The organism is Bradyrhizobium sp. SZCCHNR1098 (assembly GCF_032489375.1).
Taxonomy (GTDB): domain Bacteria; phylum Pseudomonadota; class Alphaproteobacteria; order Rhizobiales; family Xanthobacteraceae; genus Bradyrhizobium.
The window spans coordinates 115,178-141,006 of sequence record NZ_JAUEXY010000006.1 but is presented as its reverse complement, the minus strand read 5'-3'; the positions used below and the strand labels follow the sequence as shown (position 1 = coordinate 141,006).

General features: G+C 66.0%; 21 protein-coding genes. 11 read left to right on the top strand and 10 right to left on the bottom strand.

Annotated features, from left to right (window positions below; translation table 11 throughout):
- Window positions 1-217: 217 nt before the first annotated feature.
- The 4 genes from gspD to QX135_RS15040 all read left to right on the top strand — a co-directional run bounded on the left by gspD (window position 218) and on the right by QX135_RS15040 (window position 6,536).
- Complete coding sequence (gene gspD, locus QX135_RS15055; RefSeq protein WP_316234143.1) at window positions 218-2,521, top strand: type II secretion system secretin GspD; 2,304 nt, start codon at window positions 218-220, stop codon at window positions 2,519-2,521.
- Window positions 2,493-3,041: a tetratricopeptide repeat protein gene (locus QX135_RS15050; RefSeq protein ID WP_316234142.1), complete on the top strand. Its 549-nt coding sequence runs from the start codon at window positions 2,493-2,495 to the stop codon at window positions 3,039-3,041. The genes gspD and QX135_RS15050 overlap by 29 nt, the downstream gene beginning before the upstream one ends.
- A 268-nt stretch (window positions 3,042-3,309) precedes the next feature.
- Window positions 3,310-5,187 carry an alkaline phosphatase family protein gene (locus QX135_RS15045; RefSeq protein ID WP_316234141.1) on the top strand — a complete coding sequence of 626 codons (1,878 nt, stop codon included), beginning with the start codon at window positions 3,310-3,312 and terminating at the stop codon, window positions 5,185-5,187.
- Window positions 5,188-5,417: 230 nt separating this feature from the next.
- Entirely contained in the window at window positions 5,418-6,536 is a 1,119-nt protein-coding gene (locus QX135_RS15040) for a hypothetical protein (RefSeq protein ID WP_316234140.1), read from the top strand.
- A 73-nt stretch (window positions 6,537-6,609) separates the two neighbouring features.
- Here QX135_RS15040 and QX135_RS15035 read toward each other — a convergent pair whose 3' ends face one another.
- Complete coding sequence (locus QX135_RS15035; RefSeq protein ID WP_316234158.1) at window positions 6,610-7,479, bottom strand: ferritin family protein; 870 nt, start codon at window positions 7,477-7,479, stop codon at window positions 6,610-6,612.
- Window positions 7,480-7,688: 209 nt separating this feature from the next.
- Here QX135_RS15035 and QX135_RS15030 point away from each other — a divergent pair, with 209 nt between their 5' ends.
- The 7 genes from QX135_RS15030 to QX135_RS15000 are packed head-to-tail and all read left to right on the top strand — an operon-like array spanning window position 7,689 to window position 16,604.
- On the top strand, window positions 7,689-9,983 hold the full coding sequence (locus QX135_RS15030) for a 4Fe-4S binding protein (protein ID WP_410053224.1): 2,295 nt from the start codon (window positions 7,689-7,691) through the stop codon (window positions 9,981-9,983).
- A gap of 10 nt (window positions 9,984-9,993) precedes the next feature.
- Entirely contained in the window at window positions 9,994-11,919 is a 1,926-nt protein-coding gene (gene nosZ, locus QX135_RS15025) for a TAT-dependent nitrous-oxide reductase (protein WP_315739552.1), read from the top strand.
- A gap of 3 nt (window positions 11,920-11,922) precedes the next feature.
- The gene (locus QX135_RS15020; protein ID WP_316234138.1) at window positions 11,923-13,311 is read left to right on the top strand and encodes a nitrous oxide reductase family maturation protein NosD; all 1,389 of its coding nucleotides are present in this window, start codon (window positions 11,923-11,925) and stop codon (window positions 13,309-13,311) included.
- Window positions 13,308-14,228, top strand: a complete 921-nt coding sequence (locus tag QX135_RS15015; RefSeq protein WP_316181512.1) for an ABC transporter ATP-binding protein — start codon at window positions 13,308-13,310, stop codon at window positions 14,226-14,228. The genes QX135_RS15020 and QX135_RS15015 overlap by 4 nt, the downstream gene beginning before the upstream one ends.
- On the top strand, window positions 14,225-15,055 hold the full coding sequence (locus QX135_RS15010) for an ABC transporter permease (RefSeq protein WP_315739548.1): 831 nt from the start codon (window positions 14,225-14,227) through the stop codon (window positions 15,053-15,055). The genes QX135_RS15015 and QX135_RS15010 overlap by 4 nt, the downstream gene beginning before the upstream one ends.
- Window positions 15,052-15,609, top strand: coding sequence for a nitrous oxide reductase accessory protein NosL (locus tag QX135_RS15005; protein ID WP_315776964.1), 558 nt, complete (start codon window positions 15,052-15,054; stop codon window positions 15,607-15,609). Before QX135_RS15010 ends, QX135_RS15005 begins: the two co-directional genes overlap by 4 nt.
- Complete coding sequence (locus QX135_RS15000) at window positions 15,606-16,604, top strand: FAD:protein FMN transferase (RefSeq protein ID WP_315776965.1); 999 nt, start codon at window positions 15,606-15,608, stop codon at window positions 16,602-16,604. Before QX135_RS15005 ends, QX135_RS15000 begins: the two co-directional genes overlap by 4 nt.
- Window positions 16,605-16,716: 112 nt before the next feature.
- On the opposite strand, the gene QX135_RS14995 is transcribed toward QX135_RS15000, so the two are convergent.
- From QX135_RS14995 to QX135_RS14955, 9 genes are read right to left on the bottom strand one after another with little or no spacing between them, the layout of a single operon-like run.
- Entirely contained in the window at window positions 16,717-17,343 is a 627-nt protein-coding gene (locus QX135_RS14995; RefSeq protein ID WP_315776966.1) for an NAD(P)H-dependent oxidoreductase, read from the bottom strand.
- 3 nt (window positions 17,344-17,346) lie between these two features.
- Complete coding sequence (locus QX135_RS14990) at window positions 17,347-18,945, bottom strand: isochorismatase family protein (RefSeq protein ID WP_316234137.1); 1,599 nt, start codon at window positions 18,943-18,945, stop codon at window positions 17,347-17,349.
- Window positions 18,946-18,963: 18 nt separating this feature from the next.
- Window positions 18,964-19,812 (bottom strand): MBL fold metallo-hydrolase, encoded by an 849-nt coding sequence (locus tag QX135_RS14985; protein WP_315758239.1) that lies wholly within the window; start codon window positions 19,810-19,812, stop codon window positions 18,964-18,966.
- 39 nt (window positions 19,813-19,851) lie between these two features.
- The gene (locus QX135_RS14980) at window positions 19,852-20,739 is read right to left on the bottom strand and encodes an amidohydrolase family protein (protein WP_316234136.1); all 888 of its coding nucleotides are present in this window, start codon (window positions 20,737-20,739) and stop codon (window positions 19,852-19,854) included.
- On the bottom strand, window positions 20,736-21,854 hold the full coding sequence (locus tag QX135_RS14975; RefSeq protein ID WP_316234135.1) for a VWA domain-containing protein: 1,119 nt from the start codon (window positions 21,852-21,854) through the stop codon (window positions 20,736-20,738). Before QX135_RS14975 ends, QX135_RS14980 begins: the two co-directional genes overlap by 4 nt.
- Complete coding sequence (locus tag QX135_RS14970) at window positions 21,851-22,732, bottom strand: MoxR family ATPase (RefSeq protein ID WP_315739539.1); 882 nt, start codon at window positions 22,730-22,732, stop codon at window positions 21,851-21,853. The genes QX135_RS14975 and QX135_RS14970 overlap by 4 nt, the downstream gene beginning before the upstream one ends.
- Window positions 22,733-22,738: 6 nt before the next feature.
- Window positions 22,739-23,761, bottom strand: coding sequence for a xanthine dehydrogenase family protein molybdopterin-binding subunit (locus tag QX135_RS14965; protein WP_316181496.1), 1,023 nt, complete (start codon window positions 23,759-23,761; stop codon window positions 22,739-22,741).
- Window position 23,762: 1 nt separating this feature from the next.
- Window positions 23,763-25,337, bottom strand: a complete 1,575-nt coding sequence (locus tag QX135_RS14960; protein ID WP_316234134.1) for a xanthine dehydrogenase family protein molybdopterin-binding subunit — start codon at window positions 25,335-25,337, stop codon at window positions 23,763-23,765.
- A 12-nt stretch (window positions 25,338-25,349) separates the two neighbouring features.
- Window positions 25,350-25,829: a (2Fe-2S)-binding protein gene (locus QX135_RS14955; protein WP_315776971.1), complete on the bottom strand. Its 480-nt coding sequence runs from the start codon at window positions 25,827-25,829 to the stop codon at window positions 25,350-25,352.

The window sequence follows — 25,829 nt, the reverse complement described above, 5'->3', positions numbered from 1 at the left end:
CTCGGCACGGCGCAACTGGCGACCGACGTTATCGATCGCGAACATGACGGCTGTACGAATGTGGACGGCGCGGACATTTCCGACACACATGTCGCGCAAAGGCGGGCGGCATCAGGCAAAGATACATAAGTGTCACATTGGACCGCTATGCAGGCTGCGCGGTCGAACGAGGCGCGATCCTGGTTCGGCCGGTCAACACGAGTAGATCGGTAAGTCCATGTTTCGTATCGGCAATCGAAGCCAGTCCGCTGCGGTTGTCAGACATGCCTGGTTGCTGACCATCGCGGTGCTGCTCGCGTCCTGCAACATGGCAACCCTCAATTCCCAGGCCAGCGCGCCGGCCGATGTCGACGTCATCGACAAGGTACGCTCGCTCGATATCCTGCCGCGCGACAATGCACCGGTCGCATCGATCCAGGGACGCCCCGAGGTCGAGCGCGCGAGCGCGCGGACCTATCAGGGGACCACGGTTCAGGAGGTCGCCGAGGTCAGGCCGCTTCCGGCGGCCGATGACAAGGGATATGACCTCAATTTCGAGAACACGCCGATCGCAGTGGTCGCGAAGGTCGTGATCGGCGACATCCTCGGCGCGGGCTACGCGATCGATCCCCGCGTGCAGGGCAGCGTCAGCCTGGTGTCGGCGCGGCCGGTGCCGAAATCCGACATCCTGTTCGTGCTGGAGAGCGCGCTGCGCCTGTCGGGCGTCGTGCTGGTCCGCGAAGGCGGCGGCTACAAGCTGACTCCGCTCGGCGACGCCATCGGCGCCGGACGCGTCGACGGCGAGGCCGGCCGCGCCGAGCCCGGCTACGGCGTCTCCGTCGTGCCGCTGCAATATGTCGGCGCGCAGACGATCCTCAAGCTGATGGACAGCTTCGCGACCCGGGCCGGCAGCGTGCGCGCCGACACCACCCGAAACCTGCTGCTGATCCAGGGCACAGGAGCCGAGCGACGCTCCGCGATCGAAACAGTGATGAGCTTCGACGTCGACTGGATGCGCGGCCAGTCGGTCGGCATCTTCCCGGTCAGCAATTCGGCGCCGGAGCCGTTGATGGCGGAGCTGGAGAAGATCATGGATTCCGGCGAGAACGGGCTGAGCCAGAGCCTGGTCAAGCTACAGGTCGTCAATCGCCTGAACGCGATCATGGTCGTAACGCGCAAGCCGGCGCTGCTGCAGAGCGCGGCGACCTGGATCCGCCGGCTCGACCAGGCCGACTCCGGGCGCACCAGCGTCCACGTCTACCGCGTCCGCTACGGCGACGCGCGCCAGCTCGCCAAGGTGCTCACCGACATGTTCGGCGGCGCCGGCTCGTCCTCCACCGACGGCGCCGACGGCCAGACCGCGCCGGGGTCCGACGGCACGACGACGTCGGTCGCCGATCGGCTCTCCTTCAACACTAATGCAGCCGGATCATCGAGTTCGAGCGCCAATCCGGCGAGCCGGTCCCAAGGCGGTGGTCTCTCGAGCATGTCATCTTCGAGCACGTCGTCTTCCAGCAGTACGCCGTCCTCGACCGGGCTGGAGCCACGCAGCAGTGGTGCTGGCGGAGGCCAAGCCATCATGCCGAATGTCCGGATCACCCCGGACACGGTGAACAACTCGCTGCTCATCTATGCCGACCGCGAGAACTATCGCATCATCTCCAGCACGCTGCAGCAGCTCGACCAGCCGGTGCTGCAGGTCGGCATCGACGCCACGATTGCCGAAGTGACGCTCACCAACGAGCTGTCCTACGGCGTGCAGGCCTATCTTTCGAGCAAGGTGCTCGGCCTCGGGACCGACAAAGGATCGATCACCAATACGCAAGCCACGTCGGTGGCCACGGCCACGACATCCGCGGCGACGACGGCCTTGATCAACCGCGCTCTGCCTGGCTTCAACTTCCTGATCGGGCACGAAGCCTCGCCCAACATGATCCTCGACGCACTCCATACTGTCACCAGCGTCAAGGTGCTCTCCAATCCCTCGCTGGTCGTGATCAACAACCAGACCGCCACCCTGCAGGTCGGCGACGTCGTGCCGGTATCGACCGGCAGCGCGACCGTACTGTCGTCGAGCAACACGGTGGTCAACACCATCGACTATCGCAACACCGGCATCATCCTGCGCGTCGTGCCGCGGATCGCCGCCAACGGCAATGTGCGGCTCGAGGTCGAGCAGGAGATCAGCAACGTCGCGGCCCAGACCGCCGCGAGTCTCACGCCGACGGTGTCGCAGCGCAAGGTCAAGAGCGCCATCTCCGTCGCCAACGGCCAGACCGTGCTGCTGGCGGGCCTGATCAGCGAGCAGCAGACCGGCAATCGCAACGGCATTCCGGGCTTCGACGAGATTCCAGTTCTTGGCGACGCGTTCTCGCATCAGGGCAAGAAGGGCACGCGCACCGAGCTCATCATCTTCATCCGGCCGCAGATCATTCGCGACGGCAGCGATGCGCATCAGGTCGCAGAAGAACTCCGTTCCAAGCTCCGCGGATCAGTCGGAGCGAGCATCACGGATGATTTGCGTGTCCGCACCACCCGTTGACCCCAGCCAAGTGATCCGGCCGGCGATGGGGCGCCTCGCCATCGCCTGCACCGCAGCCATCCTGCTGCTGGGAGCACTGGCCTCGCCCGTTCGCGCCGATTCGGTCAGCACCGCACGCATCGCCTATGCGCGCGGCGACTTCGTCCGCGCCGTGCGCGTGCTGACCCAGCCTGCCCTGCGCGGCGATCCACGCGCTCAGGCGATGCTCGGCTTCATGTATGAAAACGGCTTTGGAACCCCGCAGGCCTACGAGGTCGCCAGCGATCTCTATTGCCAGGCCGCCGCAGCCGGCAATCCGTTCGGCCAAGCGATGCTCGGCCTGATGTACGACAAGGGTCATGGCGTTCCACAGGACGTCGTGCTCGCCTACAAATGGCTGAACCTTGCTGCCGGACATGCCAAGTCGACCCAGCGCAGCTACTTCCTGCGGCTTCGCAACGCCGTGGCCTCGAAGATGTCGGCCAGCCAGATCGCCCTGGGCCAGGCCCTCGCGCTGGGCTGGATCCCGGGCCAGCTCTGAGCGGCATCGCCGATCGGCGATCTTCTTCAGAGTTCAGAGCGAGCCGGCTTCCTGCGGCGATGAGCGAAGGCCCGCCGGCATGTGATGCCGGGCCTGCACGATGCGGCGCCGTGCGTCTCCTGCATCTACGCAAACGCGCGTCTCGCGCGCATTTCACAAAACCGAAGCAAGACCGACACCACGTTGCAATTTGTTGCCGCGATAAATTGCCGCAGGCGAGCAGCAATTCGTAAGCGCGCGCCACCACCCCACTCCGTCCGGAGATGTCATGACCAGAACAGTCACGCGGTCCAAGGCGCTCGCCCTTGCGACCACCGCCGTCTTCACCGCGACCAGCGTCGCACCAGCCTTCGCCGGCGCGGCGACCAGCACCCCGATCGAGCACGTCATCATCATCGTCGGTGAGAACCACACCTTCGACAATCTGTTCGGCACCTACAAGCCGAAGGCTGGTCAGGCCATCGACAATCTGCTCAGCAAGGGCATCGTCAACGAGGACGGCACGCCGGGGCGGCATTTCAAGAAGGCGGAACAGCGGATCGGTCGCGACGAGGCTCGCTACAGTGCCGAGACCGCGTCCACTGGCGCCTACGCAACGCTGCCGCAGCCCTACACCACATATGGAATCGGCCTGCCGCAGAACGTCCTCGACACCCGCTTCCCGGCCAATCTTCCCAATGGCCCGTATCAGATTTCGAAATACGTCTCCTACGCCGCCTATACCGGCGATCCGGTGCACCGCTTCTTCCAGATGTGGCAGGACATCGACGGCGGCAAGCACGACAAGTTCGTGTGGGTCGAGCAGACCATCGGCACCGGCTCGAACGGACAGCCCTATCCGGCCGGCGGGTTCAACCCGATGGAAGGCGCCATCTCGATGGGCTTCTACAACATGAACCCGTTCACCGATGCCTCCGGCAAGGCCCAGCCCGGTGACGCGCCGTTCTTCAAGCAGCTCGCCGACGAATATGCGATCAGCGACAATTATCATCAGGCCATCATGGGCGGCACCGGCGCCAACTTCCAGGCCCTCGTGACCGGCCACGCCGCGTTTTTCACCAACCCCGAGACGCTGAACGGCGCCCCGGCCGTGCCCTATGCCAACCAGATCGAAAATCCGGATCCGGTTGCCGGCACCAACAACTACTACAAGCAGGACGGCTACAGCGGCGGCTCCTACGTCAACTGCTCCGATCCGTCAGCGCCCGGCGTCGCCGCCATCAACGAGCAGCTGTTCAAGAACGGCGTCACCAGCAACAATTGCGCGTCGAACCATTATTATCTCGTCAACAATTACAGCATGTTCTGGAACCAGACCAGCGCGAAGCCGAATGCGCTCGGCTCGGACAAGTTCGTGCTGCCGCCGCAGAGTGCACCGACCATCGCTGACGTGATGACGGAAAAGGGCGTGTCCTGGAAGTACTACAGCGCCGATCGCGGCGACGACGCCACCACCTTCGCCAAGAGCGTCGACGGCGTGCCGCTGCTGTTCCACTCCTATTGCGGCATCTGCGACCCGCTCACCGGCTTCAACAAGATCATGAAGACTCCGACGGAGGAAGCCAAGCTGCAGAACTACGGCGCCTTCGTGAAGGACGTGCAGAGCAACACGTTGCCGGCCGTGTCGTTCGTGCGTCCGTTCGAGGCGCTCGCCGGGCATCCCGCCGATTCGACCACGGACCTCTATGAGAAGTTTCTCGAGGCCCTGATCAATCGCGTCAAGGCCAACCCGCAGCTCTGGGCCAAGACCGCGATCTTCATCACGACGGACGAGGGCGGCGGCTACTATGACTCCGGCTATGTCCAGCCGGTGGACTTCCTCGGCGACGGCACCCGCATTCCCTTCATCCTGGTCTCGCCGCTGGCCAAGAAGGGTCATGTCGACCACACCTATTACGATCACGTCTCGCTGCTGAAATTCATCGAGCGCAACTGGCGGCTGCCCACGATCTCCGCCGTCAGCCGCGACCGGCTGCCCAACCCGATTCATGATCGGGACGACAACCGCTACGTGCCGAAGAACCGTCCGGCGATCGGCGACCTGATGAACCTGTTCGCCTTCGGCGATAACGATGGCGATCACGATCACGACGGCGGCTGGCATCATCACGACCACGGTGAGCACGGACACGGCGACGACCGCTGATCGACGGGAGTCTGCCGCTTTCAAGAACAGCCCGCCGCACACGTTGCGGCGGGCCTTCTGTGCATTGTCCGCGGCGGACGACATTGATGGTGCACCGAATTGCAACATCGTGACGCCGTCAGCGGATTGTCAGCCGATCGTCACGCCCCCGTTATCGACCCTCCGCATCGTCCCGCCGCCGCTTGAATGAAGCGGCGCGATGCAACCGAGGTCTTGGGGGATCTTGTAGAATGTCACTTCGATCATCATTCAAATCTGCCTTTTACGAACTGCTCACATTGTCTGTTACGATGTTGTTGCTCGCGTTCGCCGCTGCCGCGCCAAGCCTCGCGCACGATCACGGCTTCGACGACGATGACGACAGCTACGCCATCGGTCTGTGGGGCGACCTACCCTATTCCACGCTGCAGGCCACCGTCGGCGTCCCGAACCTGATCGCGGACATGAACGCCCACCGGTTGAAATTCACCGCGCATGACGGCGACCTGAAGCAGGGCTCCAATTCCGCCTGCGACGCCGGCCTCTATGCCCAGGCGCTCGCCTTCTTCAACAGCCTCGAGGCGCCGGCCATGTTCACGCCCGGGGACAACGACTGGGTCGATTGCGATCGCCCCTCGAATGGCGGCTTCAACTCGCGCGACCGGCTCGACTACGAGCGCAAGGTGTTCTTCTCGACGCCGTTCTCGCTCGGCCAACGCAAGCTGCGCCAGGAGGTGCAGACCGATCCGCTGTGTCTCAGCGCCAACGGCACCAAGGTCGGCTGCGTCGAGAATCGCCGCTGGACCGTTGGCCGCGTGACCTATGCGACGCTGAACATCCAGGGCTCCTGCAACAATCTCTGCGACACCAATCCAGATCCGGACGAATACAACGCGCGCAATGCAGCCGTGATTCTCTGGATGCAGCAGACCTTCGCAGAGGCCAGGAAGCGCCATTCCGCTGCGGTGATGTTCATCACCCAGGGCAACCCGGGCTGGGACCAGGCCGATCCCACGCGCGCGCCGCTCCGCGATCCCAAGACGCTCGCCGAGACGGACGGGCAGCCGGACGGCTTCATCAGCTTTCTGACCGCGTTGCGCACCGAAGTCGAGGCGTTCCGCAAGCCGGTCGCCTACGTCCACGGCGATTCCCATTACTTCCGGATCGACCAGCCGTTCCTCAACAGTGCCGGCCAGCGGCTGGAGAACTTCGTTCGTGTCGAAACGTTCGGCGACAATCAGGGCAACGGCAACAACGACGTGCGCTGGGTCAAGGTGACCGTCGATCCGCGCAGCCGCGACGTGTTCTCCTTCCAGCCCGTCACGGTGCCGGCGAACCGCACCGCCGTGCCGGCGCCGGCCCGCAACTGAGCCTCATCATGATCGGGTCGCCCAGCCTGGCTGGGCGACCCTCGTCTTTCGCCAAGCAGCTCTGAATTTGGACTCAACCGAGCGACCGCAGCCAAGCCAGTCGTGCGATCGCCTGCGACGCCAGCCGCTGCATCAGATCGAGCCGGTCCGGTTCGGTCGCTCGCTCCGCATGCTCCAGATACGCGTCCGCGAGCGCCTCCGCCAGCACGGCTGCATCGGCTTGCGCGAGCGCAGCCGGCAGGCGCAGCAGGTCCGCAACCTCCGATGCCATTGCCGCGGCTTCATACGCAAGCTCGCGTACGCGATCTGCCGGTCGGCCCGTGGCACGCGACGCCATCGCGCCGAGCAGATCCGCGAGGCGGCGTTCCAGCCGGCCGGCGTCGATCGTGCCCGTGTCCGACGCCACCGTCGCCGCGCGCCTGGCGTCGGCCTCAAGATGATAGGCACGGCGCCGCTCCTTGCGCAGCGTCGCGACGTGACCGAGTTCCTCTCGCGCCATGGCCTCGGACGCCTTCTTGACCTCGGGATCATCGGCAAATGCCGCGACATAGGACCAGAACGCGAAGGCCCGCTCCTCGTTGCGCACCGCCATCGACAGCGCGCGGTACGGCGTCATCAGCCGTGAGTCCTGGATTTCGCGCGCCGCGCCGGGCTCAAAGGTCTCCGGCGGCTGCCAGAGCACCAGCGACGCATCGGGGGCACGCCCCGTTCGCGCTTGCGACCATTGCGCGACACTGTCGACATGCTCGCGCTCGGCCGCGGCCAACCTCGCGAAGACGTCGGCCAGATCGAGCCGGCCTTGACGCTGCATCTCTCCGGACAGCTCGTCGTAGCGATCGGCCGCCTCCTGCTCCATCGCATTGGCGAGCGCGAACAGCTCGTCAATCGAATGCAGGTTCCCGGCCGGTTCCGACTTGAGCGAAAGCGTGCGTGACAACAACATATCATAGTCTGCCTGATTGTCCTGGCCTGTTTGATCCAGCGCAACGTCCGTCGGATTGCGACCCACTAGACAACCGGCACGATAAGGAGTCAATTTAGCCCGACTCTATTTGCTCCGGGATTGTCAATGGCGACGATCCTTTCCTTCCCCGAAACAGTCCTGACTGGAATACGGCCCTTCGTGGGCCGGCCGTTCCGCTTGAGGTGATCATGGTTGCGAGTGATGTCGCCACCAAACGGTGGCGCATGCCTGCTATCTTGGTAGCAATCCTCATCGGGCTCTGCACGATCGCGGCCCCGCGCGCAGCACATGCTGCCGGCGATCTCGCAACCTACCTCTCGAAGATCACGCCGGGCGAGCTCTTCCCCGATGCGGATCGTTTCGGCGTGCCGCAAGGCGAGCCGCCGATCATGCCGGTGTATCGCGGCGATCAGCTCAAGGGCTACGTCTATCTCAACTCCGATTTCGCCAATTCCGTCGGCTATTCGGGCAAACCGATCCACATCCTCGTCGGCATCGATCCCAAGGGCGTCATCACCGGGCTGAAGCTGGTCGATCACAAGGAGCCGATCGTGCTGATCGGCATTCCCGAGCCACGCATCGTTGCCGCACTCAACGGCCTGCTCGGCAAGGACATGACGCCGATCGCGCACGGCGCAGAACATGCGCCGCAGGCCGACATCGTCTCAGGTGCCACGGTCACCGTGCTGGTGATGCACGACAGCATCGTGCGCGCCGCCACGCGCCTGATCCGCAGCGGCCGCATTGGTGCCGGCGCCGCGGCGAGCGCCGCCGCAGCACAGCCGGGCGTGACCAGGACGGTCGATCCCGACAAGAGCGAGATCCGCGACTGGGGCAGCCTGCTCGGCGACGGCTCGGTGCGGCGCCTGCATCTCAGCATCGGCGACGTCAACGACGCATTCGCCAAGTCGGGCAATGCGGCGGCCGCGCAAAATCCCGAGCCCGGCGATGCCGGCGACACCTTCATCGATCTCTATGTGGCCATGGCCAGCGTGCCCACCATCGGCCGCAGCCTGCTCGGCGACGAGGGCTATCAGCGACTCAAGCAGCGGCTGCAGCCCGGACAGCAGGCGATCGTCGTCGCCGGGGATGGCGTCTACTCGTTCAAGGGCTCCGCCTATGTCAGGGGCGGCATCTTCGACCGCATCGAGGTGCTGCAGGAGGGAGGGAGCACACGGTTCCGCGACAAGAACCACATGCGACTCGGTGCGCTGGCGGCCGCCGGCGCCCCTGCCCTGCGCGAGATCGGGCTGTTCGTCACGCCGCCCGAATTCACGCTCGACCCGACCGAGCCATGGCAGCTCCAGCTCCTGGTGCAACGAAGCACCGGCAGCCACGACAAGGCGTTCCTGACCTTCGATGTCGACTACACCGTTCCAGACGTTTATCTGAAGCACGAGACGCGCGCCGCTGCGACGCCGGCGACGGCCGCACAGCCCGCCCCGGCCACCGCGCAACCAGTCACTGACGACACCGAAGAGCCGTTATGGATGCGCATCTGGCGCTCGCAGACGGTCTCCATCGGCATCACCGCGCTCGCGCTGGCCGTGCTCACCGGGATCTTCTTCTTCCAGAACGTTCTGGTGCGCCGTCCCCGGCTCTACACCTGGGTCCGCCGCGCCTATCTCCTGTTCGTGCTGGTCTGGCTCGGCTGGTACGCCAACGCCCAGCTCTCTGTCATCAACGTCGTTACCTTCATCAACGCGCTGCTGACCGGCTTCCATTGGGAGTTCTTCCTCGCAGCGCCCCTGATCTTCATCCTGTGGGCGGCAACGGCGGCTGGACTATTGTTCTGGGGCCGCGGGCCGTTCTGCGGCTGGCTCTGTCCGTTCGGCGCGCTGCAGGAGCTGACCAACACAGTGGCAAAATGGCTCAAGGTGCCGCAGATCACGGTGCCCTGGGGGCTGCACGAGCGGCTGTGGCCGATCAAATACATCATCTTCCTCGGCCTGTTCGGGCTGTCGCTGTATTCGGTCGCGCTCGCCGAGCAGGTCGCGGAGGTCGAGCCGTTCAAGACCGCGATCATCCTGAAATTCTCGCGCAGCTGGCCGTTCGTGCTGTATGCCGCGGCGCTGCTCGGCATCGGCCTGTTCATCGAACGCTTCTTCTGCCGCTATCTCTGCCCGCTGGGCGCCGCGCTCGCGATTCCCGGTCGCATCCGCACCTTCGAATGGCTGCGCCGCTGGAAGGAGTGCGGCTCGCCCTGCCAGCGCTGCGCCAAGGAATGCCCGGTGCAGTCGATCCATCCCGAGGGACACATCAACGTCAATGAGTGCATCTACTGCATGCATTGCCAGGAGCTCTACTACGACGACCAGCGCTGTCCGCACATGATCCAAGTCCGGCTCAAGCGCGAGAAGTTCGAGGCGATGTCATCGCCGTCGATGCGCGCCGCCAAATCCGGTCCGAAGACCGTGATCACCCACGCCGGCCGGCCGACGACGGCGCCGGCCCAATCCAACGATCTCACCCATCCATCATAAGGAGACGACGATGGCGCACGACGACGACCAGACGAAACTCAGCCGCCGGCAGATCGTCGGCACCGCCGCACTGGGCGCGGCCGGCGTGGCCGGCAGCATCGGCCTCGGCAAGAGCATCGAGACGACACCGGCCGCGGCGCAGGCGCGAGCTGGACAGAGCGGGGGCAAGGCCGAGGTCGCGCCGGGTCAGCTCGACGAATACTACGTCTTCTTCTCCAGCGGTCAGACCGGCGAGCTTCGCATCGTCGGCATGCCGTCGATGCGCGAGCTGATGCGTATCCCCGTCTTCAACCGGTGCAGCGCCACCGGCTGGGGCCAGACCAACGAGAGCCGCAAGATCATGACCGAGGGGCTGCTGCCCGAGACGCGCGAGCGGCTCAAGGATCGGCTCGGCATCTGGATGAACGGCGACTGCCACCACCCACACATGTCGTTCACCAACGGCACCTACGACGGACGCTACGTCTTCATCAACGACAAGGCCAACACCCGCCTGGCCCGCATTCGCACCGACGTCATGAAGTGCGACAAGATCATCGAGCTGCCGAACCAGTACACGATCCACGGCATGCGTCCGCAGAAGTTCCCGCGCACCGGCTACCTGTTCTGCAACGGCGAATACGAGGTGCCGCTGCCGAACGACGGCAAGGTGCTCGACGACAAGTCGAAATACTGGTCGATGTTCTCGGCCGTCGACGGCGACACCATGACGGTTGCCTGGCAGGTGATCGTCGACGGCAATCTCGACAACACCGATTGCGACTACCAGGGCAAATACGCCTTCGCGACCTGCTACAATTCCGAGAAGGGCGTGACGCTCGCCGAGATGACCGCGAGCGAGCAGGACTGGGTGACGATCTTCAACATCAAGCGCATCGAGGAGGCCGTCAAGAAGGGCGACTTCAAGGAGATGAACGGCGTTCCCGTCATCGACGGTCGCAAGGGCTCGCCCTACACCCGCTACGTTCCGGTCTCGAACAGCCCGCACGGCCTCAACACGGCCCCCGACGGCATCCATGTCGTCGCCAATGGCAAGCTGGCGCCGACGGTCACCGTGATCGACGTCCGCCTGATCGACAACCTGTTCGACGACAAGATCAAGCCGCGCGATGTCGTCGTGGCCGAGCCGGAGCTCGGCCTCGGGCCGCTGCACACCGCCTTCGACGGCCGCGGCAACGCCTACACCACGCTGTTCCTTGACAGCCAGGTCTGCAAATGGAGCCTCGATCTCGCCAAGCGCGCCTTCAAGGGCGAGAAGGTCAACCCGATCATCCAGAAGCTCGACGTCCACTATCAGCCGGGCCACAACCACGCCTCGATGGGCGAGACCAAGGAAGCCGACGGCAAATGGCTGCTGTCGCTGAACAAGTTCTCCAAGGACCGTTTCCTGAATGTCGGCCCGCTCAAGCCGGAGAACGACCAGCTGATCGACATCTCCGGCGACAAGATGGAGCTGGTGCACGACGGCCCGAGCTTCGCCGAGCCGCACGACGCCGTGATCGTGCATCGCTCCAAGCTCGAGGGGCGCGTGACCTCGATCTGGAAGCGCGACGACCCGTTCTTCGCCGACGCCCGCAAGCAGGCCGCGGCCGACGGCGTCACACTGGAGAGCGACGCCAAGGTGATCCGCGACGGCAACAAGGTGCGCGTCTACATGTGGTCCAGCGCGCCTGCCTACGCGCTCGAGAAGTTCGAGGTCAAGCAGGGCGACGAGGTGACCGTCTATGTCACCAACATCGACGACGTCGAGGACCTGGTGCACGGCTTCTGCATCGTCAACTACGGCGTCAACATGGAGATCGATCCGCAGCAGACCTCGTCCGTGACGTTCATCGCGGACAAGCCCGGCGTGTACTGGTATTTCTGCACATGGTTCTGCCACGCCATGCACATGGAAATGCGCGGACGCATGCTGGTCTCGCCGCGGAACGCGTGAGCGATGCGGCGCGTGCGCCATATCAAGACTCTGGGGCTGGCGGCGCTCGTCGTCGCCGGCCTGCCCTTCCGCGCCCAGGCGGCGACTCTGCAGGTCGGAGCTGAAACCACCGACCTGCAGGCCCTGCTCGACCGCGCCGCCGACGGCGACGAGATCGCGCTCGCCACCGGCACCTATCGCGGACCGCTACGGATCAGCCACCGCTTGACGCTGGCTGGGGCTCCAGGCGCCGTGATCAGCGGTGGCGGCGAGGGCAGCGTCATCACCGTGGCGGCGCCGGGCACCGTCATTCGCGGCCTCGCCATCGACGGATCCGGCCATGCGCTGGAGCAGATGGATTCCGGCATCTTCGTCGAGCAGGCCGCACACGACGCACTGATCGAGAACAACCGCATCGAAGGCAATCTGTTCGGCGTCTATCTGCACGGATCAGCCAACGCCATGGTCCGTCACAACAGCATCATCGGCCTGCGCACGACGCGCGGCGGCGTCACCGGCAACGGCGTCTCCGTCTGGAACGCGCCGGGCGCCAAGGTGATCGACAACCAATTCCGGTACGGCCGCGATGGCGTGTTCGCCATCACCAGCCGCAACAACGTCTTTAGCGGCAATCGCTTCAGCGACCTGCGCTTCGCGGTCCACTTCATGTACACCAACGACAGCGAGATCTCCGGCAACGTCTCGACCCGCAACATCATCGGCTATGCGATGATGTTCTCCAAGGCGCTCGTCGTGAGGGATAACGTCTCGGATCACGACCGCGACCGCGGCTTGCTGTTCAACGCGGCCAATGGCTCGCAGATCTCCGGCAACAGCGTGATCGGCGGGCTGCAGCCGGCAGAGCGCTGGGCCACCGCGGAGAACCGGGGCACCGACGAAGGCGTGCCGCAGGCCGATGCGAGCACGGCCACGCCGACCGCCGGCGCCCGTCCCGGTCCCGAGAAATGCGTGTTCATCTACAACACCAACAACAACCATATCACCGACAACTGGTTCGAAGGGTGCGAGATCGGCGTTCACTTCACCGCCGGCTCCGAGGGCAACGACATCAGGGGCAATGCCTTCGTCAACAATGCCAGCCAGATCAAGTATGTCGGCACCCGCCATCTCGACTGGTCGAAAAGCGGCCGCGGCAATTATTGGAGCGACAACCCGGGCTTCGACCTCAACGGCGACGGCATCGCCGACACCGCCTATCGGCCGAATGATCTGATCGACCGCGTATTGTGGACCGCGCCGGCCGCCAAGGTCCTGATCAACAGCCCGGCCGTGCAGGTGATCCGCTGGGCGCAGGCGCAGTTTCCCGCGATCCTGCCCGGCGGAGTCGTCGACAGCCATCCCCTGATATCGCCGCCGGCGCGCCGCGCCGCTGCAGAAAGCAGGCCCCGATGACCGCGACAATCCATGTCGCCGACGTGATCAAGCACTACGGCAAGGTCGAAGCCGTGAGGGGCGTGTCGTTCGATCTCGCCGCCGGCGAGATGGTGGCGCTGATCGGCCACAACGGCGCCGGCAAGACGACGCTGATGAAGATGATGCTCGGGCTGATCCGCCCCACCCGCGGCACCATCGCCGTACTCGGTGAAAATCCAGCCGCCGGCGAGTTCTCCTCGCGGCGCCGCCTCGGCTACCTGCCGGAGAACGTTGCCTTCGATGCCGCCCTTACCGGCCGCGAGACCCAGACCTTCTACGCACGGCTCAAGCGCGAGCCGGTCGGACAGGCCATCGAGTTGCTCGACGTCGTCGGACTAGGCGATGCCGCAAAGCGCCGCGTCAACACCTACTCCAAGGGCATGCGCCAGCGCCTTGGGCTGGCACAGGCGCTGATCGGCCGCCCGCGCGTGCTGCTGCTCGACGAACCGACCAGCGGTCTCGATCCGGAGCTCCGCCAGACCTTCTACGAGGTGATCGAGAGGCTCGCCGCCGAGGGCACGACGGTGCTGCTGTCGTCGCATGCGCTGACCGAGTTGGAGGAACGCGCCGGCCGCGTCATCATCATGAACCGCGGCCTGAAGGTCGCCGACGGCACACTCGACGAGTTGCGCCGCCTCGCGCGATTGCCGACCCGGATTCGAGTCAAGGTCGCCTCCCTGCCACCGTCGGGCCCGCCGGCCTGGCTCCCGCCGGCCGCGTCCTATCGCCGGGTGAACGGCCACATCGTCGAGATCGACGCAGCGCCGGACGAGAAGATCGAGCTGCTGCGTCTGGCGACGGCCGACGCCACCGCCGTCCAGGATCTCGAGCTCATTCCACCCAGTCTCGACGAGCTCTACGCGCATTTCCTGCGCCACGCGGAGCACCCGCAATGACCAGCGTGATCACCATCGCCGCCAAGGAGATCCAGCAGGCGATCCGCAATCGCTGGGTGCTGGCCTCGACCCTGCTGCTGGCCGGACTCGCGCTGTCGCTGACCTTCCTCGGCAGCGCGCCGACCGGTACCGTCGGCGCGCGAGCGCTCGATGTCGTCATCGTCAGCCTGTCGAGCCTGACCATCTTCCTGATCCCGCTGATCGCGCTTCTGATCTCGCACGATGCCATCGTCGGCGACATGGAGCGCGGCACCATGCTGCTGCTGCTCAGCTATCCCGTAGCGCGCTGGCAGGTGCTGCTCGGCAAGTTCCTCGGTCATCTCGCGGTGCTCGCCTTCGCGACCTGCCTCGGCTATGGCGCCGCCGCGGTGGCGCTGCTGATCGCCGGCAGCCACTTCGACAGCGACGGGCTCGCGGCCTTCGCGGCGATGATCGGCTCCTCCGTTCTGCTTGGCGCGGTGTTCGTCGCAATCGGCTATCTCGTCAGCGCCGTCGTGCGCGACCGCGGCACCGCAGCGGGTGTCAGCATCGGCCTGTGGCTCGTGCTCGTCCTGATCTACGACATGGCGTTGCTCGGCCTTCTGGTGATCGACCAGGGCCGCAACGTCTCCGGCGGCGTGCTCAGCGCGCTGCTGCTGCTCAATCCGACCGATGCCTACCGGCTTTTCAACCTGACCGGCTTCGCCAATGTCAGCCTGTTCTCCGGCATGGCCGGGCTCGCCGGCAGCAGCACGCTGTCGGTGCAGGCGCTGCTCGCGGCGCTGGTGCTGTGGACGTTGGTACCGCTCGCCGGCGCCGCGCTGGCCTTCTCACGGAGGGAGCTATGAAACGCCTCGCTTTCGCCTGCGCGCTCATCGCCGCCTTTGCTCTCGGTGCCTGCAACGACAAGCAGGCCGCCGCGCCGCCGCCGCCGATCAAGCTGACGGCGGAGGCGATCGGGCACTATTGCGGCATGAACCTGCTCGAGCATTCCGGTCCCAAGGGACAGATCTTCGCCGCCAGCCTGATCGAGCCGGTGTGGTTCTCCTCGGCCCGCGACGCCATCGCCTTCACGATGCTGCCCGACGAGCCCAAGGACATCCAGGCGATCTACGTCTCCGACATGGGCAAGGCCGCGAGCTGGGACAATCCGGGTGCCGACAATTGGGTCGAAGCCCGCAAGGCGGTGTTCGTGATCGGCAGCCGACTCAGAAGCGGCATGGGCAGCGACGAGGCGGTGCCGTTCTCGGATCGGAGCGCCGCCGAGCGCTTCGCGGCCGAGCACGGCGGTCGCATCGTCGGCTTCACCGAGGTGCCGCGCGACTATGTGCTGAGCTCCCCCGACGACAACGCCGGCACGAACGAGCCGGACCACAAGGGCACGACTGAGGTGCGACGATGACAAATCAGCTCTCGCGTCGGCGCTTCATCCGCATCAGCGCCGCACTGGCGGGCCTTGCGATCGCACCCTGCGGCAGGCAGGCGGCCGGCAGCACCGCTGGCCTCGTCGAATGGCGCGGCACGTTGCTCGGCGCCGTTGCCACGATCAAGCTTCATCACCATGACCGGCGCGAGGCCGAGCGGGTGATCACGGTCTCGATCAGCGAAGCACGGCGACTCGAGCGCCTGTTCAGCCTTTATCTTGAGGACTCGGCGCTGGTCACATTGAACCGCACCGGCGTGTTGGTCGCACCGGCGCCGGAGCTGGTCGACATCCTCACGCTCTCGCAGCGCTACGCCGCGTTGACCGACGGCCGCTTCGACCCGACCGTGCAGCCGCTGTGGACGCTCTATGCCGATCATTTTTCGCGCCCCGATGCGAATCCCGACGGCCCACCGCAGGCGGCCGTACAAGAGGCGCTGACGCGGGTCGGCCATCAGCGGCTCAGCGTCAGCCGCGATCGCATCGTCATGCCGCGCGGCACGGCGCTCACCCTGAATGGCATCGCGCAGGGCTATGTCACGGATCGGATCGTCGACCTGCTGCGCAGCGAAGGCGTGCAGCAGAGCCTGGTCGACATGGGCGAAGCCCGCGCCATCGGCGCGCGGCCGGACGCCCGGCCCTGGGAGATCGCAATCGCCGACCCCGACGTTCCCGATCGGATCGCCGCGATGCTACCGATCATCGATCGGGCCGTATCGACGTCAGGCGCCTATGGCCTCCGCTTCGATCCGCACGGCCGCTTCAATCATCTGTTCGATCCGCACAGCGGCGGCTGCGCGCAGCGCTATCGCAGCGTGACCACGGTCGCCGGCAATGCCACGGCGGCCGACGCGCTTTCGACCGCGTTTAGTCTGATGTCGGAGCCTGAGATCCGTACGCTGCTGCCGCGCACCGAGGTCGACCGTGTCCACCTGATCGACGCGGCGGGAGCCGCAGTCGACCTTATCGGTTGAATTCTTTCTGCGGCTGGATCAGTCGAGAGCACGATCACAGGACGCCAGTCGAGGGACGAAACCACCGGCAGCTCGGACGCGACGCGCAGCGGGCCCGCCTCTTCATGTCATATCAAAACCGTGCAGCCATCTCCACGAGCCGCCTGTGCGCCCGCTCACGCGCCACGCCGGTGTGCGCGGCCGGCCCGCTGGTCGGCCCGATCGCCACGAAGTGCAGATCGCGAAGCCCCATGAAGCGCAGCGCCTCGCGCAAATAGGGCGTCGCGAGATCGGTGCGCCCCCGGCTGACGCCGCTGGTGAAGTCGCCGCCGCTGGCGAGGATCACCAGCGTTGGACGATCCTTCAGAAGTGGCAGGTAGCCGCGCGACGGATCGAAGCGAAAGGTGAGGCCCGGCTGATTGATGATATCCAGCCAGTGCTTGAGCTTGTAGGGAATGCCGAAATTCCACATCGGCGTCGAGATCACGACGCGCTCGGCCAGATCGAGCCGCACCGCCATGCGCTCGGCCACCGCGAACGCCTCCCGCTGGCCATCGGTGAAGGCGCGTCCGCCCATGCGGGCATACTTCGCCTGCAAAATCTCGCCCTCGAACTCCGGCAGCTTTTCGCGCCACAGATTCATCTCGTCGACGTCCCAGCCCGGCCGCGCCTGCCTGAAGCGGTCGAGGAAGGCGTGCGCGCCGGCGCTGGATTCCGAATCTGCCCGCGGCGAGGCGACGAGATGCAGCAGCTTGGGCATGTCTCACCCCAGCGCCCTGATCACTGCGTCGGCCCTGGTTACGACAGCAACGTTCTGCATGGCGAAGTTGATCGACGCATTGTGCCAGTCCGCGTTCATCGTCGAGCAGCAATCCTCCGGCACCACCATGAAGTAGCCTTTGTCGGCTCCCGTGCGCGCGGTGTGCTCGACCGACATGTTGGTCCAGGCCCCCGTATTGATGATCACGTCACGCCCGGTGGCCTTGAGAATGGTCTCGAGCCGCGTGCCCTCCCAGGCGTTCATCCGCATCTTCTCGACGACGAAGTCCCCGCTCCGCGGCTCCAGCCCAGCGACCGGCGCAGCCCCCCAGCTGCCGCGCACCATCGCCTTGCTGTCGACCAGCCCCTCGAACAGCGGCGCGTTCAACGTCACGCCGGGGGCACCGGGCTCGACGACGAACCAGACGTGGACGATGACGACGCCGCGCGCGCGGGCGACCTCGGCAAGCCGGCGGACGTTGTCGACGACGCGCTGCTGCCTGGCATGACCGGGAGCCCCCGAATCGGCAAACGCGCCGCCGTCCATGATGACGTCGTTCTGCAGATCCTGGATGATCATCGCGCAGCGGCGCGGATCGAGCTGCATGTCGCCCGACGCCAGCAGCGGCGCCGGTGGCGCGCCTGTGGACGTCGCGCTGGATGGGGACGAGCCCGCCGCAGCCCCCCGCGTCTGGGCCCTCATATAGGGCTCGTGGCGCGGGCCGACCTTGGTCGCGATCGCATAGACCGAATGCGTCGCGGTGAGATAGAGCGTGCGAAAATCGGCGCCGCCCCAGGCGAGATTGGCGACCAGTTCCGGGACGCGCACCTTGCCGAGCAACTCGCCGGTGCGCGCATAGACCCAGACGCCGCCCGGCGCGGTCACCCAGACATTGCCGCGCTGATCGCATTTCATGCCGTCGGGCACGCCGGGCTCCAGCTCGGAGCGGATGCCGCTGGCAAACACGCGCCCGTTCGAGAGCGGCCCGTCGCTACCGACGTCGAACACGCGGATCAACGCCTGCACGGTGTCGTTGACATAGAGCAGCGCCTCGTCCGGCGAGAAGCACAGCCCGTTCGGCTGGTCGAACAGATAACGATCGACCAGCAGCCGCGGCGGACCGCCGCCCGGCGGCACCCGGTAGACGCCCTGGAAGCCGAGCTGGCGCGGCCGCTCGACGCCGTAGACCGGCATGCGGCCATACCAGGGATCGGAGAAGTAGATTGCGCCGCTGGAATGGACGCACACGTCGTTCGGACTGTTGAGCTCCTGGTTGTCGACATGCGAGGCCAGGATCTCGCGGCGGCCATCGGGCCGCTCGCGCACCAGCGACGACGTCGCGTGCTCGCAGACGATCAAATTGAGGTCGGCATCATAGGTCATGCCGTTGCACTTGTTCGACGGCCGACGCATCTCGACCACGCCGCGCTTCGCGTCCCAGCGGCGGCGGACGTCGGCCGGCATGTCGGAGAACAGCAGGAAATGCTCGATCGGGTGCCAGATCGGCCCTTCCGTGAAGTCGAAGCCGGTCGCGACCTGGGACACCGGTGCGTAGGGGTCGATCAAGCTCTCGAATTCAGGGCGCAAGGTCACATGGGTCATGGCCGATCCTCGCGCCGACTACGCCGGAAACCATTGCCGCTGCGGCAGCGACTGCACGATGGGACCCGGCACCTGGTCGTGCAACCGCCCTGTCACCACGCCGCCCTCGATCTTGGCCGGGCGATCATGCACCGGCAACAGATAGCGGGAGCTCGACAGCAGCTTCTTGATCGCCGCCTTCTCGGCGCGCTTCGAGGTGCCGTGATTGCCGGTCGTGCGCGGCTCCGCGTCCTGGATCTCGTTGAACGGGGTCACGATCTGGTCGTTGAAGTCGTAGATCACGTCGCCGCAGATGGTGGCGATGCCGTCGGCGGTGTGGACGTGGATGTTCATCGAGCCTTCGGTGTGGGCATTGGCGGCATCGCAATAGACCCCCGGCATCAGCTCGACAGGTCCGGTCAGCTCGAGATCGAGGAAGCGCAGCGCGCTCTTGGTGTGCAGCCGGTCGATCAGGTGCTTGATGTCCGGCGCCGGATATTGCGGGTGCATCAGCCCGGACACCGAATATTCAAGCTCGCGGCGGTTGAGCACGACCGTCGTGTTCATCGGGAACAGATCGTCCTTTCCCGCATGATCGATGTGCAGATGGGTGTGGCAGACATAACGGACGTCGCCCATGCGCACGCCATGCCGCGCCAGCTGGTTCTCGATCATGTTCTCATGGTACTGCAGCCCGCGCATGCCCAGCGTCTCCATGATCTGGTTGGAGCGGTAGCCGGTGTCGACCACGACCGGATACGGTCCGCCCAGGATCAGGAAGCCGAGCGTCAGCACCCGGCGGGTGCGGCCGCAGTCGCGGCCCAGCACGAGGAAGCTCGATTCGAGCTCGATATCACCATAGTCGAGAATCTTGATTTCCAGCGCCATGAGCGTTCCCTGTTGCTTTTGTTGTCGTTGCAGGCGGTATCATCCCAGCCGATAGACGCGGCGCGCCGTCTCTCCCATGACCTGCGCGCGTGCACGCTTGTCGAGGCCGTGGATGGCAGCCTCATAGGCTGCCACCAGTGTGCGATAGTCGGTCCAGAGCTTCTCGATCGGAAAGTTCGAGCCGAACAGGCAGCGCTCGGGGCCGAAGATAGCGAGGGTCTCGCGTACGACATCGGCGACATCAGCGGGATCGTTGCGGCGGATGAAGGTGCCGAGGCCCGAGAGCTTGCTGACGACATTGCGGCAGGCCGCAAGCTTATGCATGCCGGCGCGCCATTGCTCGCGTCCCGCCGGCGACCGGTCCTCCAGCATGCCGGCGTGCTGGAGGACGAAGGTGACGGCCGGACAGCTCTCGGCCAGCGCCGCGGCGCCGGCCATTTGCCCGGCAAACACCTGCAGGTCGAACGACCAGCCGTAGTCGGCCAGCCGCGCCATGTTGGCGCGGACATTCCGTTGACTGCAGAGATCGGGCGACTCCGCGAACCGGTACAACGGATTCTCATGCCAGTGCAGCTGCATGCGAACGCCGCGCACCAGCGGATAACGCGCGAGCCGATCGAATTGCGGCCGCGCGTCATCAACGGCGAGATCGGCATAGGCGACGATGGCGTGCGGATAGCCGTGCTGATCGGCGGTTCGCTGCACCCACGCGGCCTCCTCCTCGAAGCCGTCCTTGGCCCAGTTCGTCTGGACGTAGACCGATTGCGTCACGCCGCTGCCGGCGATGTCCCCGAGATATTCCTCGATCGGGTAGTCGCGCCGGATCGGCTCATAGGGCCCGAAGATCCGCGGCTGCATCGGGCCGACCAGCCAGGGCAGGTCGGCCTGGCGCCAGATGTGATGATGCGCATCGACATAGCCGGTCATGCCGCCCTCCTCTGCGCCAGCGACAACACATGCGCGACGATGGCCTCGTCCGAGCCGCCCGGCACCATGTCATCGACAAGTGGCGCAATGGCCTGCAGCGCTTCCGTCTGCGGCCTGAAGCCCGGCCCAGTCGCCAGCGGCGTCAGCCAGCTCAGGCGCCAGGCGCGCAGCGACAGTTTCCACACGGCTTCGCGGAGCACTTGATGGTCACCCCGCTCCAGCCCGTCCGAGATCACCAGAACCGCCGCGCCCCGCGCATAGATCGAGAATCGCGGCACGCCGAGGAAGGCCTGCAGCGCCTCGCCGATGCGCGTGCCGCCGTCCCAGTCGCTGACGAGATGCGAAGCCGCCAGCAGCGCCTGCTCGCGCCGCTTCAGCCGCAACGGCCGCGTGACCCGCGTCAGCCGCGTGCCCAAGGTGAACACCTCGGCCTGCGGCACCGCCTGGACCAACACATGAGCGAGCCGCATGTTGCCCTCGGTCCGAGCCTTCATCGAGCCGGAGACGTCGATCAACAGCAGCAGCCGGCGCAGCCGCGGCCGGCGCCTCAAGCGCCGCAGCGACAGCACCTCGCCATCGCGCCGCACGCTTTCACGCAAGGTTCGGCGCAGGTCGACGAAGCTGCCGCGCCGCGCGCGCACGCGCCGATGGCCTCGCCGCTTCGGTAGCTTCGCACGCGCCTGCCGCGCCAGAAGCTGCAGCGGACCGTCTCCCGTGGTCGCACTCAACCGACGCGCAACCAACGCCTCCGCGCGCGTTGCCGCCAGACCGGACTCGTTCTGCTCCTGCGCAATGTCGGGATCGACGCCGCTGTCGCCCTCCTCCTGCAGCCGCACGACATCGTCCTGCCTGTCGCTCTCGCTGAACGCCGTCGCCTCGGCGACACCAAAATGGACGTCGAACAGCAGATTGTAGGTCGCGAGCCGCTCGGGAGGTGGCGCGAGGGTCGCCGTCCCGGCACGGCGGATATCCTCGATGCTGACAGGCCCCAGCAGTTCGATCGCAGCGAGGAAGGCGGTGGTCTGCTCCGGCGCAATTGCGAAGCCGTTTCGCCGCAACAGCGCAGCGAATGTCACGAAGATCTCGGCAGCCTGCGGCAGGCGCGCCTCGCTCATGTCATCGCCTCCGCGAGCAGAGCATCGAGCCGAGGCGCGATGAAGGACAGATCCTCCTCGTCCTTCAGCGCTACGCCGATCGAGCGCCGGAAGGCGTCGGGCCAGCGCGCGCCGGTCTGGTTCAGAAGCGTCGCGGCCTCGGCCCAGTCGACCGCCTCGGCAATGCCCGGCGCCTTGCTCAAGGGCTCACGCCTGAGCTTCGCCACCGCCGCCACGACGGCGCGCGCGGTCGCCTCGGCCACGCTGGACGCGCGCATCATCACGATGCGCGCCTCGCGCTCCGCATCGGGATAGTCGATCCAATGATAGACACAGCGGCGGCGCAGCGCTTCATGCAGCTCACGGGTGCGGTTCGAGGTCAGCACCACGATCGGCCGCTCGGCGGCACGGATCGTGCCACGCTCTGGAATCGAGATCTGGAAGTCGGAGAGGAATTCGAGCAGGAAGGCCTCGAACTCCTGGTCGGCGCGATCGATCTCGTCGATCAGCAGCACCGTCGAGTCGGGCGCGCGCAGGCAGGCCAGCATCGGCCGCTCGATCAGAAAACTCTCGCCATAGATGTCGATGCTGTCCTCGCCGGCCTGGCGGATCGCGAGCATCTGGCGCGGATAGTTCCACTCGTAGAGCGCCGCCGCAGCGTCGACGCCTTCATAGCATTGCAGGCGGATCAGCTTGCGGCCAAGCACCGCGGCGACTGCCTTCGCCGCCTCGGTTTTTCCGACGCCGGGCGCACCCTCCAGCAGCAGCGGCTTGCCTAGCGCAAGCGCGAGATAGGCAGCGGTGGAGAGTCCCTCATCGGCGAGATAATAAGCCGCGCGCAGCGCCTTCTCCAGCGCCTGCGGCGAGTCGATGCCGACGATGTTGCTGCGGACGACCATATCGTCTCACCGCCGCGTCTGCGGCCGCGCGCCGCCCTGGGCCTTGATCGCGCGCAGCACCTTCTCCGGCGTGATCGGCAGCTCGTCGATTCGCACGCCCACCGCATTGAAAATCGCATTCGCGATCGCGGGCAGCACCGGATTGGCGCACATCTCACCCGGCCCCTTGCCGCCGAACGGGCCGTCCGGCGCGGGGCGTTCCAGCACGGCAATGTCGTGCGGACAGATGTCGCCAGGTCCCGGCATCAGATATTCGACGAAGTCCCGCGGACCTTGTTTGGGATCGGGATAATACGGCTCGGTCGTCTCATAGAGTGCATGGCTCATGCCCATCCAGGCGCCGCCGACCAGTTGCTGCTCAACGAGGCGCGGATTGAGCGCACGTCCCAGCTCATAGGCGCTGTCCATCCTGACCGCACCGACCTCACCGGTCTCGTCATCGACCTCGACCTCCGCGACGAGGCACGCATGCGCGTAGCAGGTGGCCGGCGACATCTCGCCGGTCTCGGGATCGACGTCCGACAACGGCACCAGGAAGATGCCGCGACCGGAGATGGTCTTGCCCTGTCGGAACTGGGCGGCGATGGCGACGTCCTTGACCGAGATCGAGCGATGCGGCGCGCCCTTGACGTGGATGTTGCCGCGGCCGTCGGTTTCGAGATCGCTGGCGTTGACCTCGAGCTCCTCGGCCGCTGCCTCCATCATGACGCCGCGCGCCTCCTTGGCCGCCGCCATGACGGCATTGCCGACGCGATGGGTGCCGCGCGAGGCGAACGAGCCCATGCAGTGCGGCCCGGTGTCGGAATCGGCGGTGTCGACATAAACGTCCTCGACCGGCACGCCGAGCGTCTCGGCGCAGATCTGCCGCGTGACCGACTTCATGCCCTGCCCGAGATCGATCGACGACAGCGCCACCGTGAACTTGCCGCTGGGATTGGAATGCACCAGCGCCTGGCTCGGATCGCCGCCGAGATTCATGCCGATGGGATAGTTGATCGCCGCCATGCCGCGGCCGCGGTGCCTCGCCATGTCAGCGCCTCCTCGTGCCGAATACCGACGAGAACCGCGTCGCGCCGTGTGCGGGAGCCGGTGCCGGGCTCTGTGGGGGTGGTGACGGCGGCTCAGGAGGTGGAGAAACTGGAAGCCCGCGGTCGTAGCTGGTGCGCTGCTGCGCCGGCGCAGGCCGCGCGCTCGCCGGCTCACGTGGTGTGGAGGGAACAGCCGCCCGGGCCCCGCCGCCATCCTTGCGCGACGACATGCGGCGGAACTCCTCGCGGATCGGCCATTTGGCCTTCTCGGCCGCGACCTGCACGCATTCGATCAGCGCCGTGTTCTTGGCCTCGCGGCGATGCGCCTTCATGTCGCCGTCGCGATAGGCGTTGAGGATGCGGAACTCCATCGGGTCCATGCCGATCAGATGCGCGAGCTTGTCCATCTGGCATTCGAGCGCGAAGTCCATGCCCGTGATGCCAAAGCCGCGCATCGCGGTGGCCGGCGTGCGGTTGGTGTAGACGCAGTAGATGTCGCCATGGACGTTCGGGATCGTGTAGGGACCGGGCAGGTGCGCGGCGCATTTGACCACCGCGTAGCTCGACAGCCGCGTGTAGGCGCCCGAGTCGAAATAGGCGCGGATCTGGCGCGCGACGATGCGGCCGTCGCGCATCACGCCGTCCTTGACGTAGATGCGTTCGGCGCCGCGGGGCGGCCCGAACTGCATCTCCTCCTCGCGCCCGAGCACGTAGCGCACCGGGCGCCCCGTCAACATCGCAGCGAGAATGGCGAGCGGCTCGGTCAGCGTGTCGACCTTGCCGCCGAAGCCGCCGCCGACCGTGCCGCCGATGAAGTGGAAGGTGTTGGACGGCAGGTCGAGGATCTTGGCGCAGGTGTCGAGCGAGAAGAACAGCGCCTGGGTGGAGGTGTAGACGACATAGCGGCCGTTGGTGTCGGGTGCTGCGATCGAGCCGTTGGTCTCGACCGGCGCGTGCTCGATCGGCGACATCTGGTAGCGCTGCTCCAGCACATGGTCGGCCTGCGCAAAGCCGCGCTCGACATCTCCGAAGCGCAGCTTCTGGTGATCGTAGCGCTCGTGATAGGTGAACGTGTTCTTCGGATAGGTCTCGTTGACAACAGGCGCGCCCGGTCTCAACGCCTCCTCGACATCGAACACGGCCGGCAAGCTCTCGTAGTCCACCCGCACCTTGGCAGCCGCCTCGGCTGCGGCGCGCGGCGTGTCAGCGACCACGGCAACGATCGGCTCGCCCTTGTAGCGGACCTTATCGACGGCGAGCGTCGGCTCATCGTCCTTGCCGAAATTGATCAGGCTGAGCAGCGTGTTGAGGTTGCGCGGCACGTCACCGCCCCTGATGATCCGCCGCACGCCGTCGCTTCGCTCGGCCTCGCCGGTGTCGATGCGACGCAGCCGCGCATGCGACTGCGCCGACCTCACGACCCTCAGATGCAGCATGCCCTGCAGCTTGTGATCGTTGAAATAGGTCGAGGTCCCCGTGACATGGCCCAGCATGTCCTGGCGCTGCGTGCCCTTGCCGACCTCGTTGAGATTGTCGTCGCGCTCGTCGGCGAAGATGTCCTTGCGCAGTTCCAGCATGGCGATCTCCCCTCAGGCGCTCGCGCGCAGCGACGCGGCTGCCGCCAGCACCGCATTGATGATCGGCTCGTAGCCGGTGCAGCGGCAGATGTTGCCGGAGATCGCCTCCACCACCTGCTCGCGGCTCGGCTGCGGGATCTTGTCCAGCAGCGCCTTGGCCGCCATCAGCATGCCCGGCGTGCAATAGCCGCATTGCGCGGCAAAACCCTCGGCGAAAGCGCGCTGCAGCGGATGCAGGGTCGGACCGCTCTTGATACCGTCGAGCGTCTCGACCGCGCGGCCCTCGACGGCTTCGGCGAGCGTCAGACACGACAGATGCGCGTCGCCGTCGATCAGCACGGTGCAGGCGCCGCAGCCGCCCTGACCGCAGCCGAATTTCGGCGTGACGTCGCCGATCATCTCGCGCAGCACGACCAGGAGATTGGTGCCGCCGTCGACGAACAGCGCGACGTCGCGACCATTGTGCCGGAACTGAAGTGGGGTCTTGGCCAT

Coding starts and splice junctions, on each gene's coding strand:
- gspD (WP_316234143.1), top strand. CDS start 218: ATGTTTCGTATCGGCAATCGAAGCCAGTCCGCTGCGGTTGTCAGACAT.
- QX135_RS15030 (WP_410053224.1), top strand. CDS start 7,689: ATGGTTGCGAGTGATGTCGCCACCAAACGGTGGCGCATGCCTGCTATC.
- QX135_RS15040 (WP_316234140.1), top strand. CDS start 5,418: ATGTCACTTCGATCATCATTCAAATCTGCCTTTTACGAACTGCTCACA.
- QX135_RS14980 (WP_316234136.1), bottom strand. CDS start 20,739: ATGACCGGCTATGTCGATGCGCATCATCACATCTGGCGCCAGGCCGAC.
- QX135_RS15050 (WP_316234142.1), top strand. CDS start 2,493: ATGATTTGCGTGTCCGCACCACCCGTTGACCCCAGCCAAGTGATCCGG.
- QX135_RS15035 (WP_316234158.1), bottom strand. CDS start 7,479: ATGTTGTTGTCACGCACGCTTTCGCTCAAGTCGGAACCGGCCGGGAAC.
- QX135_RS15020 (WP_316234138.1), top strand. CDS start 11,923: ATGCGGCGCGTGCGCCATATCAAGACTCTGGGGCTGGCGGCGCTCGTC.
- QX135_RS15015 (WP_316181512.1), top strand. CDS start 13,308: ATGACCGCGACAATCCATGTCGCCGACGTGATCAAGCACTACGGCAAG.
- QX135_RS15005 (WP_315776964.1), top strand. CDS start 15,052: ATGAAACGCCTCGCTTTCGCCTGCGCGCTCATCGCCGCCTTTGCTCTC.
- nosZ (WP_315739552.1), top strand. CDS start 9,994: ATGGCGCACGACGACGACCAGACGAAACTCAGCCGCCGGCAGATCGTC.
- QX135_RS15010 (WP_315739548.1), top strand. CDS start 14,225: ATGACCAGCGTGATCACCATCGCCGCCAAGGAGATCCAGCAGGCGATC.
- QX135_RS14990 (WP_316234137.1), bottom strand. CDS start 18,945: ATGACCCATGTGACCTTGCGCCCTGAATTCGAGAGCTTGATCGACCCC.
- QX135_RS14960 (WP_316234134.1), bottom strand. CDS start 25,337: ATGCTGGAACTGCGCAAGGACATCTTCGCCGACGAGCGCGACGACAAT.
- QX135_RS15000 (WP_315776965.1), top strand. CDS start 15,606: ATGACAAATCAGCTCTCGCGTCGGCGCTTCATCCGCATCAGCGCCGCA.
- QX135_RS14955 (WP_315776971.1), bottom strand. CDS start 25,829: ATGGCCAAGACCCCACTTCAGTTCCGGCACAATGGTCGCGACGTCGCG.
- QX135_RS14970 (WP_315739539.1), bottom strand. CDS start 22,732: ATGGTCGTCCGCAGCAACATCGTCGGCATCGACTCGCCGCAGGCGCTG.
- QX135_RS15045 (WP_316234141.1), top strand. CDS start 3,310: ATGACCAGAACAGTCACGCGGTCCAAGGCGCTCGCCCTTGCGACCACC.
- QX135_RS14975 (WP_316234135.1), bottom strand. CDS start 21,854: ATGAGCGAGGCGCGCCTGCCGCAGGCTGCCGAGATCTTCGTGACATTC.
- QX135_RS14985 (WP_315758239.1), bottom strand. CDS start 19,812: ATGGCGCTGGAAATCAAGATTCTCGACTATGGTGATATCGAGCTCGAA.
- QX135_RS14965 (WP_316181496.1), bottom strand. CDS start 23,761: ATGGCGAGGCACCGCGGCCGCGGCATGGCGGCGATCAACTATCCCATC.
- QX135_RS14995 (WP_315776966.1), bottom strand. CDS start 17,343: ATGCCCAAGCTGCTGCATCTCGTCGCCTCGCCGCGGGCAGATTCGGAA.